This window comes from Pseudomonas sp. Z4-7 (assembly GCF_051131965.1).
GTDB lineage: Bacteria > Pseudomonadota > Gammaproteobacteria > Pseudomonadales > Pseudomonadaceae > Aquipseudomonas.
In genome coordinates this window covers 801,913-818,405 of the sequence record NZ_CP071642.1, presented here as the reverse complement: position 1 = coordinate 818,405, position 16,493 = coordinate 801,913, and the positions used below count along the sequence as shown (strand labels likewise).

The following is a 16,493-nucleotide window of genomic DNA, read 5'->3' as shown; positions in this document are numbered from 1 at the left end:
CATTGCCTCTGGCCGAAAGCGGACCTGGCTCGAACGTCCACTTCTTGCCGTAAGAAAACGGTCGCGAACGGTTGCAATTTAAGCGGGAGCTCCTAGATGTGCTGATGACTGGCAGTTCTAAAATTATCAAACGCTGTTATTGGGCCTACATCCTCCCTCAACTCTCTTCGCCAGATTTATGTCTGCGTTCCTATGCAGAGCAACATAAGTCTTACACCAACGATTCATTTCAGCGATAGCTTTAAGAAAGATGATAAAAAAAATCGAACAACACCTCGAAAGCATTCATCAGGAGCTGCGTGGGAGCGAGAAGGATCTGTCTCGGGAACGCCAGAAATCGTTGAAGTACTATATTCGCGATATCCACCAGCGCCTGGGCGAATGGCTGATCCTACAGGGGTATGAAAAAGACAAACGCCGTTACGAACTTAGCTGGGCGCTTGGCCTGATTGGGGTTGTCGGAGTCCTGCTGGCGATCACTCGATCAGCGAACAGCGATATGGACTGGGTTCGCGAACATACTCTGGCATTTAGGCTGTGGGCGGTAGTTTTCTGCACTATCTTCGTTGGGGTATCAATGGAACGCTCGGCGGTGGTGAGATCCCTGTGGAGCTTTGCAAGCACTAAGTTTCTGGTTTCGATTATCCTCTCGGGTGTGGTTCTCTACGCTCGCGGCAAAGCTGCGAGCAATATCAATGGAGTTTTCCACGTTGACGCCTCCGCATTGCCCATCACCTTGGTCTTCACCACTGCTCTGTTGGTGCTCAAACTGCTGGTGCCGTTCATACTCACCGTGGCGTTGATGCTGTCCATGGTTCACGCTCTCATTGGAGCCGGCTGGCTGAAGGGCAAGCTTGATGGCAAAGCCGCTGATCAGCCCCCGCTTTACTCGTTGCTGTCAGTCTTGGTGTCCAGCGTAATTCTCTATTTCGGATTTAGCTGGTCCAGTGATCAGATAGCCGATTCCCGGGTGCCGGAGAAAATATATTTGATGGCACACGCTCTGGACTTTAACTACTCGCACGAATGCGCCAATGTCGCGGCGAATCGGCCGGTGGTCTTCCTCGGAAATGCTCAAGAATCCGTGCTGGTCGCCCCATACAAGCTGGCCGATTTCGATTTTTCCGACTTCTTTGAGACGCCTGTTACCGTGCCGACCGACTTCGAACGGCAAAGATGCGAATACAAACCGGCGTTGGCTATGGATGAGTGGGGTCAGGGTTGAGCCGCGTTGGCTTGTTGCACCTGGCCGGGCACCCTTCTGAAACTTCTGCTTTTGACCGGAAGCAGCGCTTGGGTTGAACGTCCGCTATTGGCTCAGGTTGTGTAAAAACGCAGGGATTGTTTTGAAGTCTGCGTTGCTACGTAAAATCTGCAAACGTTTGGTTAGTCAGCAGATCTATATTTTTGCGTAGGAGCGCGATTTCGTTCCGTTACTGACCGTCAAACCTGCTCTAAATAGTTCTCACACAGCCTCGGCCGATAGCTGTCTATCGTATAGACCAGCTATCGGCCATTGCAGTCATCCCCGAATAAAACTGAATCGATCCTAAGTCGTCGGTCAGTGGTTGGTGGCTTGCCGTTTTAGTTCTCCCAATCTTTCCGACAACGCGTTCCTATACTTCCCTGCTGGGGTGGCCTCCATCGCTAGCTCCGTTTGGGTGATCGCAGCGTCTGAATCGCCCAATGCCTCGTGGCATTTACTGAGCAAATCATAATAGCTAGCGATGCGCTCAAGCCCTTTTGGGTCTCCTTTGGCAAGCGCAATCGCAAGCTCAGCGGTGTTCAACCCATCCTCCAGTTTGCCGACTCCTAATTCCGCCTCAGCTTTGCGATATAGGAGCCAGTGATCCTTATTAAGAGTTTCAGGAGAGATTTTCATGATTGCATCCAGCGCCTCCGCTGGCATCTTCGCGAAAAGGAACATTTTGGCAATCGCACGTGCGTCAAAGCTCTTGACCCTAGATTTGCTCCCCAGAGCCGTTGCGAACATAACGCCTGCCGCCGTGATGCGATCGCGCAAAGCTTCCTTGCCTGCACTGGCAGCCGCCGCGGCGGTATTACCAAGTGCCTCACACGCGCTAGTCCATTGATCCTTATCAACCGAATCGGGAGGCATGTAGAGCATCTCCGGGAATCCCTCAGCTAGCGCCACGCAAATCTCCGGGTGCTGATACGCAAAAATTGAGGTAAATGACAGGTAGGCCTCATAGAACTGGTCCAGCCCTTCGAGAGCCGACAAAGCAATGACATCCGCAAGGGCTTGCACCTGCTCAGCTTTGCTCACCATCTCGTCGGCGACTTTCTTGTAAGAGCGGAGTCGCGCGACCGCGGCCAACGATACCCGCAGCGGCACATCCCATGGTGCTTTCATTACACGGCCGACGAGGATGCGCATGGAATCCGCTCCCGCTTTTTTAATTAAGTCGTCAGCACCATTTTGTGTTCCCAAATGCGCAATCTGCAATTGCGTCGCATGCCACTCGGGACGAATCTCCAGTAACCTTTGAAAGCAGGTTAGTGCCTCAGGCAATCTGCCGCAGCGGCGCAATGCCTTACCTTGGTGGTGTAAAAGCTCAAGGTTTACTTCAGATGTTGGGTCCCCTTGCTGAGCCTTGCCATACTCTTCCGCCCAGGCACTAAAGTGCTGGTGCCGATCGTCGTGATCCAGTGAGTAGACAAATGCCTCTTGCGCGTCAATGACACAGAGTAGCTCCTGCAATGGAGTCTCCCCCTGAATTCTCCGGAGGTGAAGCTCCTGCTCTTGTACGAGACTACGGCCGTTATCCAGTTGCAGCAAAGCGTAGGTTAGCCAGTCTGGTTGCTGCACCTGACGTCGCTGATAGATCTCAGTCAACTGAGGCGCGCACAAGTGGATCTGCCGGATGACACTTGGAATCATCTCACCCGAATGCTTTTCGACATATTGAGTGACGGCGATAGCGATCGGCTCGGCGTCTAGTTTTTCGCGAACGGCTTGGCAGATGAGGTCGTGTACGGATAGAAGCTCAGGCGCGACCCCCGGCTTCAGTATCGACAGTCGTTGAAGGTGAGACTTTACGGAGTGGCCCAGGAAATGCCCGAGAAACCTTGCGTCGTTCGCAAATGATCCAGAGTTTGCAATCTGTTGCAGGCCACGATGATATCGACTATCCAAACGTCGCAAGATGCTGCCCATGATTGCCGTGCCATTGCTATCTGAAATGACCTGCGGTTCGGCGAGGATTTCTTCATAGAGCTCTTCCCGCGGCACGCCTTCAGCTTCGACAAGCTTACGAACTGTTGCGAGGATGAGAGGAGAGAACCGGCAAGCCTCTATAAATTTTGCTGCAATCGCGCTCAGTTTGTTCCCGTCCTCCCCCAAAATGGCGGCAGCGGCCTCCGTCGAAAGGGTAGGCATATGGAGTACTGATTTGCTCGCTGGATTGAGCTGCGAAGTGACTATCACCCGACCGCCACGCTCGAACCCTTTTAAGAGGTCATCGAGCGAGTTCTCACCCAACCCGCGCTCCAGACTGTCGATAACGAGCAATGTCTTGAAGCTGTTGAAAATACCCGCGATATTTACAGCGACGCCACCTCTTGCACGCTGAACCGAACTGAGCGAGGTGTCCGGACTCCAGTCCCCCCCAGATATCCAAAGATAGTTTTCGTAGTGCTTACCTTCCTGTTGCAGGTAGTCAATAGCCGCCTGCGTTTTGCCAGAGCCGCTGAGCCCGGTCAGCAGACAAACACTGTTGCCCTGATCAAAGTGCTTCTGGATTGCGACCACCACAGCAGCATCAGAGACGTGATACTCACACGATGCAGGTGCCTTGCCGTAGTAGGCATGGTTGTCTAGATCCTGGGAAAATCCCGGGAAAATCGTGGCATAGAATGCCGCCGCTGTATGATTCTGCGTGGAGAACTCGTAGATGAACCTTGCCAATTCGCGCGCATCGAGAATATTAAGACGCTCGCCATGCTCCTTAGCGATTGGCGTGCGGTTGAATTTTGCGCGAAACGACTCTGGCTCCTCTTGGCTGCATATCAGGTAGATTTTTTTGGGCAGCTTGCCTGCAGCGTGGTCAAGGACATGCTGAACGTCATTCGCGATCTTGGCATACGTTGGTACGGGATCCTCAGCCTCTTCCTCGCCTGCGATCCCTTTCCCGTCTGCCCCCTTGCTTACCTTGCCATGGAAGTAATCTTTTTCGGCGCTGTACTCTCCGGCGACGAGGAAATCTTGCGAAAAGGTGTCGATGGTGTATCCGACAGGTCGATAGTCCTTGTTAAGACCGTGATGGATCAGGCGCTTCTCTTCCAACAGTTCAATCAGGCTATGTCCAACCTGTTCTAGAGTAGAAGCGTCGAGCTCGACTACCTCATCGATCAGATTGCCGATGATTCGTTTTTTAATAAGATCGGACTGCATTTGCTCTCTGCCTCAAGTAAGGACCGGTCAGCTTTCCACGAACCAGCCATAACTTCACAATTGTCACACGATGTCTAGCGGCAATATCCCATCGAGACTCGGCCGATAACAGTATCGACTACTCGGCCCATCAACCACGATCACGCTGTGAGGCGTAGTGCCGGAGTGTCAATTCATGTGCTTGGTCTCAACCGGCTGTGTCGTGGATGAATCGCCCATGCTTTCGTAGACACGTCGAGTGACCGCGTTTGGCTGTATGAGCCCCTAAGATGAACGTTCGCTCCTGGCCGATTTCTGCCTGTCGCTACCGGCAGCTAGGGGTAGTTCACTGCCAATCATGGTTACGAAGCGTGCTGGTCAGATCGAATGAAAACAGGTAGTCAAGTGGAACGCAGTATTCCAATTGGTATTCCAACCAAAAACAAAATCCGATATTAATGTTATAAATCAATAACTTACTCAACCAATTCAAATTACCCCGGCAGCAAGCTATAGAGACCAGGCACTTAGCATCTATCGCAAGTGCCTTTTTTGTGTCTGAATCGTTCGACTCGAAGCCATGGGTCGGAAAAAACCCGCGCTGTATAACCCTTCCCATACCCACACGCCCCTCCTCAGCAGGTTGAGAATTCCAGCAAACGCTGTAGACTCGCCTTAACGAATAACGTTAAGCATTAAGCTATGATCAGAAGCTTCAGATGCGCCGACACCCAGATTCTCTTTGAAACGGGCAAAACCCGACACTGGGCAGCGATCCTTTCAGTAGTGGAGCGAAAGCTCGGCATGCTTGACGCAGCGGTCGATCTCACCGATCTGCGCTCCCCGCCTGGAAACAGGCTGGAGCAGTTGCATGGCGACAGGGAAGGCCAACACAGCATCCGGATTAACGGTCAGTACCGAATCTGTTTCGTCTGGGGGGCCAACGGTCCCGAACATGTAGAAATCGTGGATATCACTGAGGTGAGTCATGTTTAAGAATGGCATGAGGCCCATACACCCTGGAGAAGTTCTCAAGGAGGAGTATCTGGAACCGCTTGGCCTTACGGCCGCTGCGCTTGCAAGGGCTTTGCATGTATCAGCGCCGACGGTAAATGACATCGCATTAATGCGCCGTAGCGTGAGTGCAGATGTCGCTTTGCGCTTGGCAGTAGCATTGGATACGTCGGCACAGTTTTGGCTGAATTTGCAGACTGCGTATGATTTACGCACAGCTGAGATTGCCAAAGGGGAGCAAATCTACAGGGAAGTGGAGAAAATTCCTCACTGCGCGTAGCTTTCAAAAAGGCATTGGGCGATTACCGCCAGTGCCTTTTTTGTACCTTGAAGATTGTCCCCCCTATCACAACCACCACCCTACCCCTAATGCGAAGAAACATAACCCGACGCCGCCACGCCCTCCGGCAACGCATAAGTCGCCCTCATCCATTCCACCTCGGCCTGCGGCGTCCGGCCAAACATCCGCTTGAACTCGCGACTGAATTGCGAGGCGCTTTCATAGCCGACACTGAACGCCGCCGTCGAGGCGTTCATGGTGTTGCGCAGCATCAATAACCGCGCCTGGTGCAGGCGGGTCGACTTCAGGTACTGCATGGGTGATGCGCCCGTCACGTTGCGAAAATGCAGGTGAAAGTTGGGGACGCTCATGCCGGCTTCCTGGGCCAGGGTTTCGACGTCCAGATGCTCGTGATAGCAACTGTGGATCTTGCGTATCGCCCGGGTGATCTTGCCGAAATGTCCCCGGCGACTGAGGGCGGCGCGCATCGAGCCGCCCTGTTCGCCGGTCAGGATTCGATAGTAGATTTCCCTCATCAGAGAAGGGCCCAGTATTTGCGCCTCGCCCGGACGGCTCATTGCCTCCAGGAAGCGCAGCGTCGAGGCGCGCAGCGGCTCATCCATGGGCGAGGCGTACATGCCTTTGGGCTGGGCGTCGCTGGGGCCGTGGGTTTCGTCCACTTGCAACATGAGTTCGCTGGCCAGTTGCAAGTCGAGGCGCATATAGACCGCCAACATGGGCTCCGCGGCGCTGGCGTCGGTCTCCATGGTGAATGGAACGGGGACAGACACCACCAGGTAATGCTGGGCGTCATAGACATAGACGTCATCGCCCAGATAACCGCGCTTGCGCCCCTGGCAGAGGATCACGATGCCGGGTTCATACAGCACCGGCGTGCGCGTCAGGGGGCGGTTCGAACGCAGGAAGCGGACGTCGTCCAGCGCGCTGAGGTTGTAGCCTTCCACCGGTGCGAGCTGTTCCATCAACCGCACCATGCGCGCAGCGGCCTGAGTCATCGACGTCCCCTTTTGCCGGCCGTTCAACTGTCGGTCGAACGGGTCAGCGCTTCCCATTGATCAATCTCACTGGCGGCACGACTCAGCTTCTCCCGCACCAGCTTCAGCGCATCACTGCCCAACAGCAAATGCGCGGGTGGCGTCGGGCTGGAGATGATCTGCAGCATGGCCTGCGCCGCTTTCCGCGGATCGCCCAGTTGTTTGCCGCTTTTCTCCACGCGCACTTTACGTATCGGATCGAAACTGGCGTCGTAGTCGGCAATGCTCCGCGCCGTGCGCTGCATCGAACGGCCGGCCCAGTCGGTGCGAAACGAGCCGGGCGCGACGGCCGTCACGAAGATGTTGAACGGTAGCAGCTCCTTGCTCAGCGTATCGGAGAGACCTTCGAGGGCAAACTTGCTCGCGCAGTAATAGGAGATGCCCGGCATGGTAATCGTGCCGCCCATGGAAGTGATATTGAGGATATGACCGGCACGGCGCTGGCGAAAATACGGCACGAAGGCCTTGGTCACCGCCACCGCGCCAAACACGTTGACGTCGAACTGACGACGCATTTCCTCCAGTGGCGACTCTTCGAAGATGCCTTCGTGGCCATAGCCGGCATTATTGACCAGCACATCGACCGGGCCGTGGGCTGCCTCCGTCGCCGCCACGACGCTGTCGATCCGGTCGAACTCGGTGACGTCCAGGATGACGCCATGGGCACGCTCCGTCGACAGCGACTCGAAGGCCTGCAACGCCGCCTCATTGCGCACGGTGCCGATGACACGGTGGCCTGCTGCAATTGCCTCTTGCGCGAGTGCGCTACCCAAGCCGCTGCTCACGCCGGTGATGAATAGGGTTTTGCGACTGGGCATGGTGAACTCCAATGGATGAACAGGTAGCCATGGTAGCGAGCGAAAAATGCCCCTCCTATGCCGGTTTGCCTTGGGGCATTGCCTATTCCTATCAGCGCGTCAGAGGCATCGCCGCCAGCGCCCTACCCTAGGCTCACATGCCTCAGCCGAGGCTTCTGCGGGTATACTGGGCCCGCTTCACAAGCCCTGAAATCTCCCATTCAGTTCATGGATCGAATGAAAACATATCTTGCTGTTCCATTAGCAAGTACGAATTGAAATCTGACCCGAAAAAAAGATACATAGGATAACGAAGACACATCCTGTTTTATCGAAGAAGCCGTTGCCTCTTACTCATAAAACCTGGTCTGTACTAATTTTTTGTAAAGGATTGATGTGATGTTCCCACGATATTTCCGCTGGATTTCAGCATTGGGTGTTCTCGCTGCCTTGGCGGCCTTCGTATTTTTCGGCCTTGGGGTGTTTACCGGTCAGGCGCCAGCGAGGGATCTGATCAGACCCGTCATTGCCGTTATCGTGTTTGCTTGGGCCTTCACTCAGTCGACCAAGGCCTGAAAAAGCGGCAGACCACGTTTTTATCGCAGAAATTGGGTAGAAATGTGGTCTGTCCCTCACTCAAGCTTATTAGGGTCTTTCGACGATTAGTTATCTGCGCGCCAGTCGATTAGACCTTTACCATACTTAAGCTTATACAACATGAAACTGGAAAATCCGCCGACAACGTTTTAAAGCCATCAACCTCAGCGCTGATTTCCACAACCATCCCGCCTTTCGCCTGCACCAACTAGTCTGCGCCATAGTAGCGATAAAGATCCGCATCAGGCCAAAATTCATCATAGGCGGTTAATGTGCTTCGCAGGGCCTCACTACGAGGATCCTCCGAAGGATTCATCTTTGAAATTACAAATTCTTTAATTTCGTACCATTGAAGCTCACGCATGCAAAATGCCACAACTTCAAATGGCGAGCCCCCAGACATTAAAATCAACTTAAATCTCTCTATGAAATCTTCTTTATACTCCGGATTTTTTTTAACAAATTCCAGAATATTTAGCAAAGACGTCTCGTAGGAAATCTCTAGTTCTTCACCAAAGGCGGCCGCAGCCACATCACAAAGAATATCAAACTGTTTAATGACTTCATTCATTTAGGCACCCAGGCACCCTTTTTGGTGTCAGCAGGATCAGACACCCATACTTTTTCTATGTACTTACCTCCCACATCAAGCCCTTTTTTAGAAAATGCATTTTCTGCTGCGGCTTGAGCAGCGGGACCAGAGGGTTCATAGTGCCCTGATGTGTTATCAATATATTTAACATTGCCGTTCACAATTTTTACCTCTCCCGCAGCAATAACCGGCTTACCATTCGCGAGATCAATATGACCACCACCTACATCATTAAATTTTCGTCCTATTACTAACTGACCATCTTCAAGAACAATATAATTGTACTTTCCTGCGCCTTGAGTCAACTTCGTATCTGAGATAAGTGTTGGAACACCTGTTGGGTGGTCTGGAAACTGATTGGGAAAACTAGGCGTCGCTTGCTTTTCTACTGACCCCGCCGTTACTTTTGCTCCACCCCCTTTAACCCCCGAAACCAGTACCGAAGCCCCACTCCCATCAAGGTATTTCCCTGCGCCCTTGAGCAACGCTATTTCCATCGCGGCCTTGGCGGCCTCGGTTCCATAGTCGCGGAGGGGGTTTACGTCGCCTGGATAGGTTGCGCTGTCGAAGGACGCGAGTACCTTGCTTCCTTGCGTGTAATCGTAAGGAGCGAACAGCTGCCCGGTGGCCTGCCACCCATCGACAAACGACGCTGCGCCGCCCAGACCGGAGAACGCAGGTATAGCGCAACCGGCTCCGGTGATACAAGCGGGCGTGGAAAGTATCGCGCCGCCGAATCCTGCCGCGGCCCCTATCGCGCCGAGTACCGCGCGGCTTGCCTGGGACGACTGTCTGAGCTCCTTATCGTTTACCAGCAGGTCGTCATTGGCCTGGTCCCACTTCGAATATTCGTCATAGGCACCGGTTGCAATCAGCGCGCTTTGCGCACCTGAGAATCCCTTGCCGTCCGCCTCAAGCGCTTTGACCGCCTGGTAGTTTGGATCGTCCACCGGAACCGAGGCGGAACAATGAACCAGAGCACACGCAGCCGCTTTCAATTCATAAGATTTTTCAGGTGTTTCCTTTTGCAGTTTCTCAAGTGCAACGGTCTCTTTCTGGTGAAGCTGACGATTGTATTCGTCAGCCATCAACGCGACCCAAGAGGCTTTCTCGACATCACCGCCAGCAAGACCAGCGGCCGTCAAACCGACAACCTGAGAAACCGCTTGTCGCAGATCAGGCTGTGTATCGAAAATCGAATTAAGTTCTCCAGCCATGGCCTGGCTGGCACCCGCCGCGATGGCGCCGGTCTTGAAGTCGCCACCGGTCGCGCTGGAGATCGCTCCTCCCGCCAATGCGTGCATGGCAGTACGAGCGACGCCGCCTTCGGCCCACATGGTCATGCCTGTGGTATCGCCCGCATTCTTCGCGGTTTGCCAATGGTCCTGGGCATAACCACCGACAAAATTGAACGTTGTGGCCGCTGCGATGGTACTTGCCTGATAGACCAACCCATCACTGAGGTTCCGACCGAGGCTACCGCCATTGATGGCGGTCTTGATGACGCCTCCCGCAACACCCTGAGCCCCGGCATGCAGCGCAAAGCCACCCACGCCTTGAAGCGTATTTAAATCAAAACCCTTCGTGAGGTTATTGAACGGCACCGTATTGCCGCCGAGCGCGGGGTCGATGACGCCCTTGGTAAAACCGGCCGTGATCCCGGCGATTACGTAGTTTTTCAGGTTGTCTGACGAAAAGACGTCCTTGAAGGTCGCCCCCAGATCACCCTTGTTGTTGATCGTACTGACCGCCGTTTGCGCGACTGCTGCCGAAAAGCTCGCCGTTGCGGCGGCCGATGCAGCAGCGCCTACAGTCGCAGCCGTGGCAGCTGACGCACCTGCGGCAGTTGCCGCCCCAGCAGCAGCGCTGCCAGCACTGGCGCCGACTGTAGCGGCGGTTGCAGTACCCGCCGTCAGCACGGTAACGATGATAATGATCGCCAGCATCGCGCCCTGGCCCAGGCTCGAATGGCTGTATTTAAACGACTCGTGGGTTTCCTTTATCAGCCGCCAATCCACATCCCCTCGCTGCTCGGCCTCCTTGAGCCACGCCAACTTGGGATCAGCCTTGACCATGACATCGATGGTCTGGCTGACGGTTTTCTCGTTGATGTGCTTGATATCGATTTTCAAGCCATCGGCCGCTTTGATGGCCACATTTCCCTGAGCCTGCAATTGGCTTTGAATCAAGGTTTCGTCGGTGTGGCCTTTCCCCTTCATCGAGTTCCAAGCCAGACTTGAATCGCTCTTTGTATGGCTTTCCTGGCTCAGGTCCTTGACGCCCTCGAAGGTAATCGAACCGCCGCTCTGTAACGTCAGGTCATTGCCACTGTTCAGCTTGGCCGCCTGATAACGCTGGTCACTCCCGCTGAGCAATACCAGGTCACCGCCCGTGGTGATCTGGCTGCCCACATGCGTAACCTTGGTCACCTCATCCCGCTGAGTTTTCTTACTCCCCCACCCGCCTTTTTTCTTCATGTCGTACAGCGAATAGTGGCTGTTTTGCGCAGTCAGCAGCTCAAGCCTGCCACCCGCCACGAAATAGGCCTCGTTAGCAGCGTTGACCTTGCTGGAAATCAGCGCCAGGTCCTGCCCCGCACTCACGGCAACGTTGCGCCCCGCCTTGACCGTCGAAGCTACTTGGTTGACATGATCCTCTTGGCTGGTGACCTTCTTGCTCTTGCCGTAAGAGTGCTGTTCATCCGCAGCCGAGGCGATGGTCAGGTTTTCTTTGGCGGCGAGGGTGACGTCGCGCTTGGCGTCGATCTGGCTGGCGACGACGAGGAGGTTGCGGCCGGCGTTGGCGGTCAGGTCGCGGCCGCTGTCGAGGCTGGAGCCGTATTGCTTGATGTCCTGGTCACGATGCCGGCCGCGAGTGCCGCTGGTGATGCGTTCGGCGGCGACGAGATTGACATCGCGCGAGGCATTGAGCGTGGTGTCGGTCCCGCTTTTCAGCACTGCGCCGACGTTGTTGACGTCACGCCCGGCACTGATGGTCAGGTTGTTTCCCGCTTCGATGCGGGCCGCGCTGTCGATGAAGTCGGTGCGTTCGGTGCGGTAGCCGCTGCTGCTTTCGTGAGTGGTGACGGTACGTTCGTTGATCACGTCGCCCGTGAGGGCAACGACACTGACGTCCCGCCCGGTAATGATGCCGCCGGCCCTGTTGGTGAGGTCCTTGCCGGCCAGCGCCTCGAGGCGACTTCCCGCGTCCAGCAAACCGCTGTTGACCAGGTTGTCGCCGGCCGCGACTCTCAGGTTGCTTGAGGCGCGCAAGGTCCCGGAGTTACTCAGGTTCTTACCAGCGATCAGGCTTACATCGGAGCCCTGGATCAACGCACCATTGGCCGCCAGCCGATGGTTGGCCTGGGCCAGATACAGCACCGGCACCAACACCTGCTGGTTGTTCACCGTCCGGGTTTCCATCCAGACGATGTCATGGGTCAGGGCCGCGACCTGTTCGGCGGTGAGGCTCACGCCCAACGACAATTTGAGCGCGTCCTTGCTGGCGATGGCGTTGTTCATCAGGTACTTGAACATGCCGTCATCGGAGGTCTGGCCGTCGAGGAAGCGCTGGCCGGTGCGGGCGATCACGGCTTGCTGGATCAGGCGTTGCTCGTAGAAACCGTCGCCCAGGCGCTTGGCGGCGGTGTCCGGGTCGTAGCCCAGATTTGTCAGCAGGTAGTCCGAGCTCATGAACCGGCGCAGGTCGGTCAGCGCCGGGTTGGTCTCGATCAGGTATTTTTGCGGGTTGGCCTGGAACGAACGGTCCGGCAGGCCACGCACTTGGGTCAGCCCCGCGCCTTGGGTCGGCGTGGCCGAGCCGTCGCCGCTCATGCGGAACAGTCCGTTTTGCCCGGTGGGCAAATCGAAGCCCGGCAAGGTGAGCGGATCGACCTGCTGTTGGGTCAGGTCCGGCGGCAGCTGCCGATTGACGTTGATGCGGGTCGAGAATGCAGTGTCCGCCTGGGTATCGGTACGCGGCCCGGCACCGACGTAGTTGTAGCCCCCGCGCACGACACTGTTGTCGGCGTTGCCCTGGGTGCGAACATCAACGGCACCACCGGCCTGGATGATCGCGGCATAGGTCTGGTTATCGGTGGTACTGGTCTGGGTGCGGAACTGGGGCAGCTCACGCTCGGTCATGCCGATGAAACGACTCATCGCCGCTTCAAGGCCGCCCAGGTCGTTGACGTTGTACCCCGGGCTCTGCAACCAGTACCTGTTGGTGAAATCATTCGCGGCGGCGCGCCAGCCACCCGGACTGCGCGTACGTTCGGACATAAAGGTGCGCGAGGTTTCGATCTCACCGGTCTCGATACCGATGTTGTCCAGGCTGACGAGGTTGGCGGTCAGTGCCCCGCCGACGCCAATGCTGCTGCTCCGATTGGTCAGGCTGTCGCCCTGGATATCCAGATTGCCGCCGGTGGTGATGCTGGAAGCGGCGCTGGCCGCGGTGACTTCGAACTTGTCATGCTGGACGATCTGCCAGACGTGGTTTTCCTTGCCGCCGCTGCAGTCACCGGCGTTGACGCCTTCGAGGCAGGCCACTTCCCTGATGGAGGCGGTGTAGATGCCGGCGTCATGGGAGGTCAATACCTCGCGGACGTTGTCGATGGTGCTGGCCGCCAGGCGCATGCTGCCGTCGCTTTGCAACGTACCGGAACTGTTGAGGATGCTGCGGGCGCGGGTGCCGAGGCCGTCGCGATCGATGCTCAGGTTGCCCAGGCTGTAGATGTCGGCGTAACGGTTGGTCAGGCTGTTTACCCGCAGGCGGGTATCGGCGCCGCTGAAAATCAATCCGTGCTCGTTGAGCAGGTCGCCGGTCGATACGCCGAGTCCGTCAGCACTGCCCAACGTGCCGTAGTTGTTGATGGTGGCGGCAGTGACGCTCATGTCCGCCGCCGAGGTCAGCCGACCGTAGCTGTTGAGAACGCCATCGACCACGACGGTTGTGCTGTCGCCGCCGGCAATACTGCCGCCCGCCTCCAGATTGATCAGCGCGGCCTTGAGCCCCAAGCTGCCGAGACTGCTCAGGCGGCCATTACCGGCATATTCGCCGGTCAGTTGCAGGTCGATGGCGCCATCGCTGCCGACCAGGCCGTCGACGCGCCAGTCGGTGCCACGGCCCACCATGCTATCGGTACTGAGCAACTGGCCCGTGGCGGTCTGAGTGAATTGGTCAACTTCAACGACCAGTTTCCCGGCCTGAATCGCGGTGCTGTTGGTCCAGCGATCAGCCTTCACGGTCAGATTGCCGTAAGTCACCAGGCGACCGCCGGCCTGCCCCAGGTTGGCCTGGCTGATGCCGAACAATCCCAGGCCCGTGTGCAACAACTCGCCACCCACGTTATGCAGGCTGCCGGTGTCCAGGCCCACATCCTGGCTGGCGGTTTCCAAAGTGCCGTCGCTGTTGTCGAACAGGCCGCCAATCTGGAATACCGTCGTGCTGGCCTTGCCCAAGGTGCGCAGTTGGCCCTTCTGGTTGCTCAGGCTGGCGGCCAGGATATCCAGGCTGTCCTGGCTTTCAATAATGCCGGCGTTATTGTTCAGAGCCCCCGAGAGATCGAGGTCGATGCGATTGGCGCTGACCTGTCCGCCGCTGCTGTTGTCCAGTGCGCGGCCAATGACTTGGAGGTTGCCAACGGCGTAGATCCCGCCGTTGCGGTTGTCGACATCCACACCGGCGTTATCGATCACCAGATCGCCCGCTTGTGCGGCGATGCGCCCACCGTCGTTGAACAGCCCGGCCAAGGCCTTGATATACAGCCCCTGGGCCTGGATCGTGCCGCCCTGACGGTTCGCGTCATAACCGTTTCTCAGCACACCTGTGGCCCGCGCCTGGAGCGCGGCCTTGACGCTGGACAGTACGCCGCCACGGTTGTCCAGATTGTTTGCGAAGACATTCAGGTCGGCGTCCCGAGCGATGATGCTGCCGCCCTGGTTATCGATGTCGCCCGCCACATCCACGGTCACCAGCCCTTGGCCTTGCAGCGTGCCCTTGGCGTTGTCCAGGCGCCCGGCATCCAGTTCGATGCCGGCGGTACGGCTGGCGATCAGCCCGCCCTGGGCGTTGTCCACCTGGCCTGTCGCCGTGACCGACAACGTGTCGTTGGCGGCGACGGTGCCCTTGTCGCGGTTGCTCAGGCTGCCGGTGCGCACATTCATGGCGCCTTGGCTGGACAGCTCGCCGCCCTGGTTGTTGATCGCGCCCGTGTTGGTGATGTCGAGGTTTCTGCCGGCCATCACCAGGCCGGTCAGGTTGTCCAGGCTGCCGAGGATCAGGGTCGCGCTGTTCAGGCTGGAGAGTTCGCCCGAGTTGTTGTCCAGATGGCCCAGATGGGCGATCAGAGTCCCTTGACTATTGATCAGCCCGCCCTGGGCATTCAGGACTCGATTGGCGTTCAACTGCAGTTCGCTATTGCCGAGGATCCGGCCTTTGTTGCGGTTATCCACAACGTCGGCGGTGATCGTGGTCTTGCGCCCGCCACTAAGCGTGCCGCCCTGGTTGTTCAGCGCCGCGGTGGTCGTGACGGTCAGGTCGCGACTGGCGATGACCGTCTTGCCGGCGTTGTTCAGTTGCCTTGCCGTAAGGGTGACATCGCCCCCGGTATTTCGGCTGTTATCGGCGTTGACCCCGGCCTCGACAATACCGTTGTTGGTCAACGTGCCGCCGCTGTCCAGGCGGATGCTGTCGCGCGCCACCAGGTTTTTCTGGCTGGTCAGGTCACCCTGGGTGTTGGCCTCGAGTCGAGTGCCGGCGTACACCTGGCCACGGGTTTCCAGGCTTTTGGCGTGGATATCGACAGCCCCGGTCGCCGCTGTCTCGGCCAGGCTCAGACGGCCATTGGCATCAAGCTGGATATCACCACCACTGGCAACCATTTTGCCGTCCAGCTTCACACCGACGCCGGCCTCGGTGCCCACCAGTTTGATCGTGCCGGCGTACATGCCGCCCAGGGCCGAGGAGTCGATGGCCAGCTCCGGTTGGGTGCTGCCGTCGTCGGCGCGAGCGGTAGCGTCGAGCGTGTCGGCGTTGACGTCGTTGCGCCCGGCAACGATGGTCAGATTCTTCGCCTGGATCTCGGCATTGATTCTGGCGCTGCGGGTGATGATTTCGAAGCGGTCGACGTTGTTGGCATTTAGGCCCGCGCCTTCAATGGCGACGCTGCCCTGGTCCACCTGATAGCGGCCCACCTGGCCGTTTTCGATGATCGGTTTGCCCGTGGTCAGGGTCGCCTTCGGCGTATTGATGAAACCGCAGCCGTTACAGGTGATGCCATAAGGGTTGGCGACGATGACGTGAGCCGACTGCCCCGCCACTTCGGTGTAGCCGCGCAACTGGCTGGGGCTGCCGCCGTTGACCTCGTTGAGGATAGTTTTGGCGGCCGTGCCCTGGAGGTTCGGGTTGCCGAGGATGACCCCGCCCAACTGCGTGGATTGGGCGGGTTTGGTGGCGTTGTTGAGGATCACGCCGTTGCTGCCGACGTTGTAATCCTTGAACTGGTTATGAGACAGGCCACTGCCATTGGGTTTGGCGATGTTGACGATCGGCACGCCATTGCCGGCCTGGCCGAGACTGGTGCCCGGAGCGCTGACGACGATGCCCTCGGCCTGGGCCCACAGCGGCTGCCAGAACATGACGTTGACCAACAGGAACGCCAGCCCACGCTTGGGCATGCCCCAGAAGGCGTCACGGGTTTTCAAGGCAGCGGAAGGCTGGCGGGCCAGGAAGGCGTATTGGCGGTCGTCCATGATCAAGGTCTCGT

The 16,493-nt window shown here is 57.1% G+C and carries 9 protein-coding genes; 4 read left to right on the top strand and 5 right to left on the bottom strand.

Annotated features, from left to right (window positions below; all coding sequences use genetic code 11):
* Positions 1-250: 250 nt before the first annotated feature.
* Positions 251-1,225 (top strand): hypothetical protein, encoded by a 975-nt coding sequence (locus J3P91_RS03505; RefSeq protein WP_434602762.1) that lies wholly within the window; start codon positions 251-253, stop codon positions 1,223-1,225.
* 336 nt (positions 1,226-1,561) lie between these two features.
* On the opposite strand, the gene J3P91_RS03500 is transcribed toward J3P91_RS03505, so the two are convergent.
* A complete protein-coding gene (locus tag J3P91_RS03500) occupies positions 1,562-4,414 on the bottom strand; it encodes a tetratricopeptide repeat protein (RefSeq protein WP_434602761.1) in 2,853 nt (950 codons plus the stop codon).
* 681 nt (positions 4,415-5,095) lie between these two features.
* Here J3P91_RS03500 and J3P91_RS03495 point away from each other — a divergent pair.
* Both J3P91_RS03495 and J3P91_RS03490 read left to right on the top strand, forming a co-directional pair.
* Entirely contained in the window at positions 5,096-5,389 is a 294-nt protein-coding gene (locus J3P91_RS03495) for a type II toxin-antitoxin system RelE/ParE family toxin (RefSeq protein WP_434602760.1), read from the top strand.
* Positions 5,382-5,687, top strand: a complete 306-nt coding sequence (locus J3P91_RS03490; RefSeq protein WP_434602759.1) for a HigA family addiction module antitoxin — start codon at positions 5,382-5,384, stop codon at positions 5,685-5,687. The genes J3P91_RS03495 and J3P91_RS03490 overlap by 8 nt, the downstream gene beginning before the upstream one ends.
* A gap of 86 nt (positions 5,688-5,773) precedes the next feature.
* On the opposite strand, the gene J3P91_RS03485 is transcribed toward J3P91_RS03490, so the two are convergent.
* Together J3P91_RS03485 and J3P91_RS03480 are read right to left on the bottom strand one after the other, a co-directional pair.
* On the bottom strand, positions 5,774-6,703 hold the full coding sequence (locus tag J3P91_RS03485; protein WP_434602758.1) for an AraC family transcriptional regulator N-terminal domain-containing protein: 930 nt from the start codon (positions 6,701-6,703) through the stop codon (positions 5,774-5,776).
* Positions 6,704-6,726: 23 nt separating this feature from the next.
* A complete protein-coding gene (locus tag J3P91_RS03480; protein ID WP_434602757.1) occupies positions 6,727-7,560 on the bottom strand; it encodes an oxidoreductase in 834 nt (277 codons plus the stop codon).
* Between the two features lie 378 nt (positions 7,561-7,938).
* On the opposite strand from J3P91_RS03480, the gene J3P91_RS03475 reads away from it, so the two are divergent.
* Positions 7,939-8,115, top strand: a complete 177-nt coding sequence (locus J3P91_RS03475; protein WP_434602756.1) for a hypothetical protein — start codon at positions 7,939-7,941, stop codon at positions 8,113-8,115.
* 229 nt (positions 8,116-8,344) lie between these two features.
* Here J3P91_RS03475 and J3P91_RS03470 read toward each other — a convergent pair whose 3' ends face one another.
* Both J3P91_RS03470 and J3P91_RS03465 read right to left on the bottom strand, forming a co-directional pair.
* Positions 8,345-8,707, bottom strand: a complete 363-nt coding sequence (locus J3P91_RS03470; RefSeq protein WP_434602755.1) for a hypothetical protein — start codon at positions 8,705-8,707, stop codon at positions 8,345-8,347.
* Positions 8,704-16,479 (bottom strand): DUF637 domain-containing protein, encoded by a 7,776-nt coding sequence (locus J3P91_RS03465; protein WP_434602754.1) that lies wholly within the window; start codon positions 16,477-16,479, stop codon positions 8,704-8,706. Before J3P91_RS03465 ends, J3P91_RS03470 begins: the two co-directional genes overlap by 4 nt.
* Positions 16,480-16,493 lie beyond the last annotated feature (14 nt).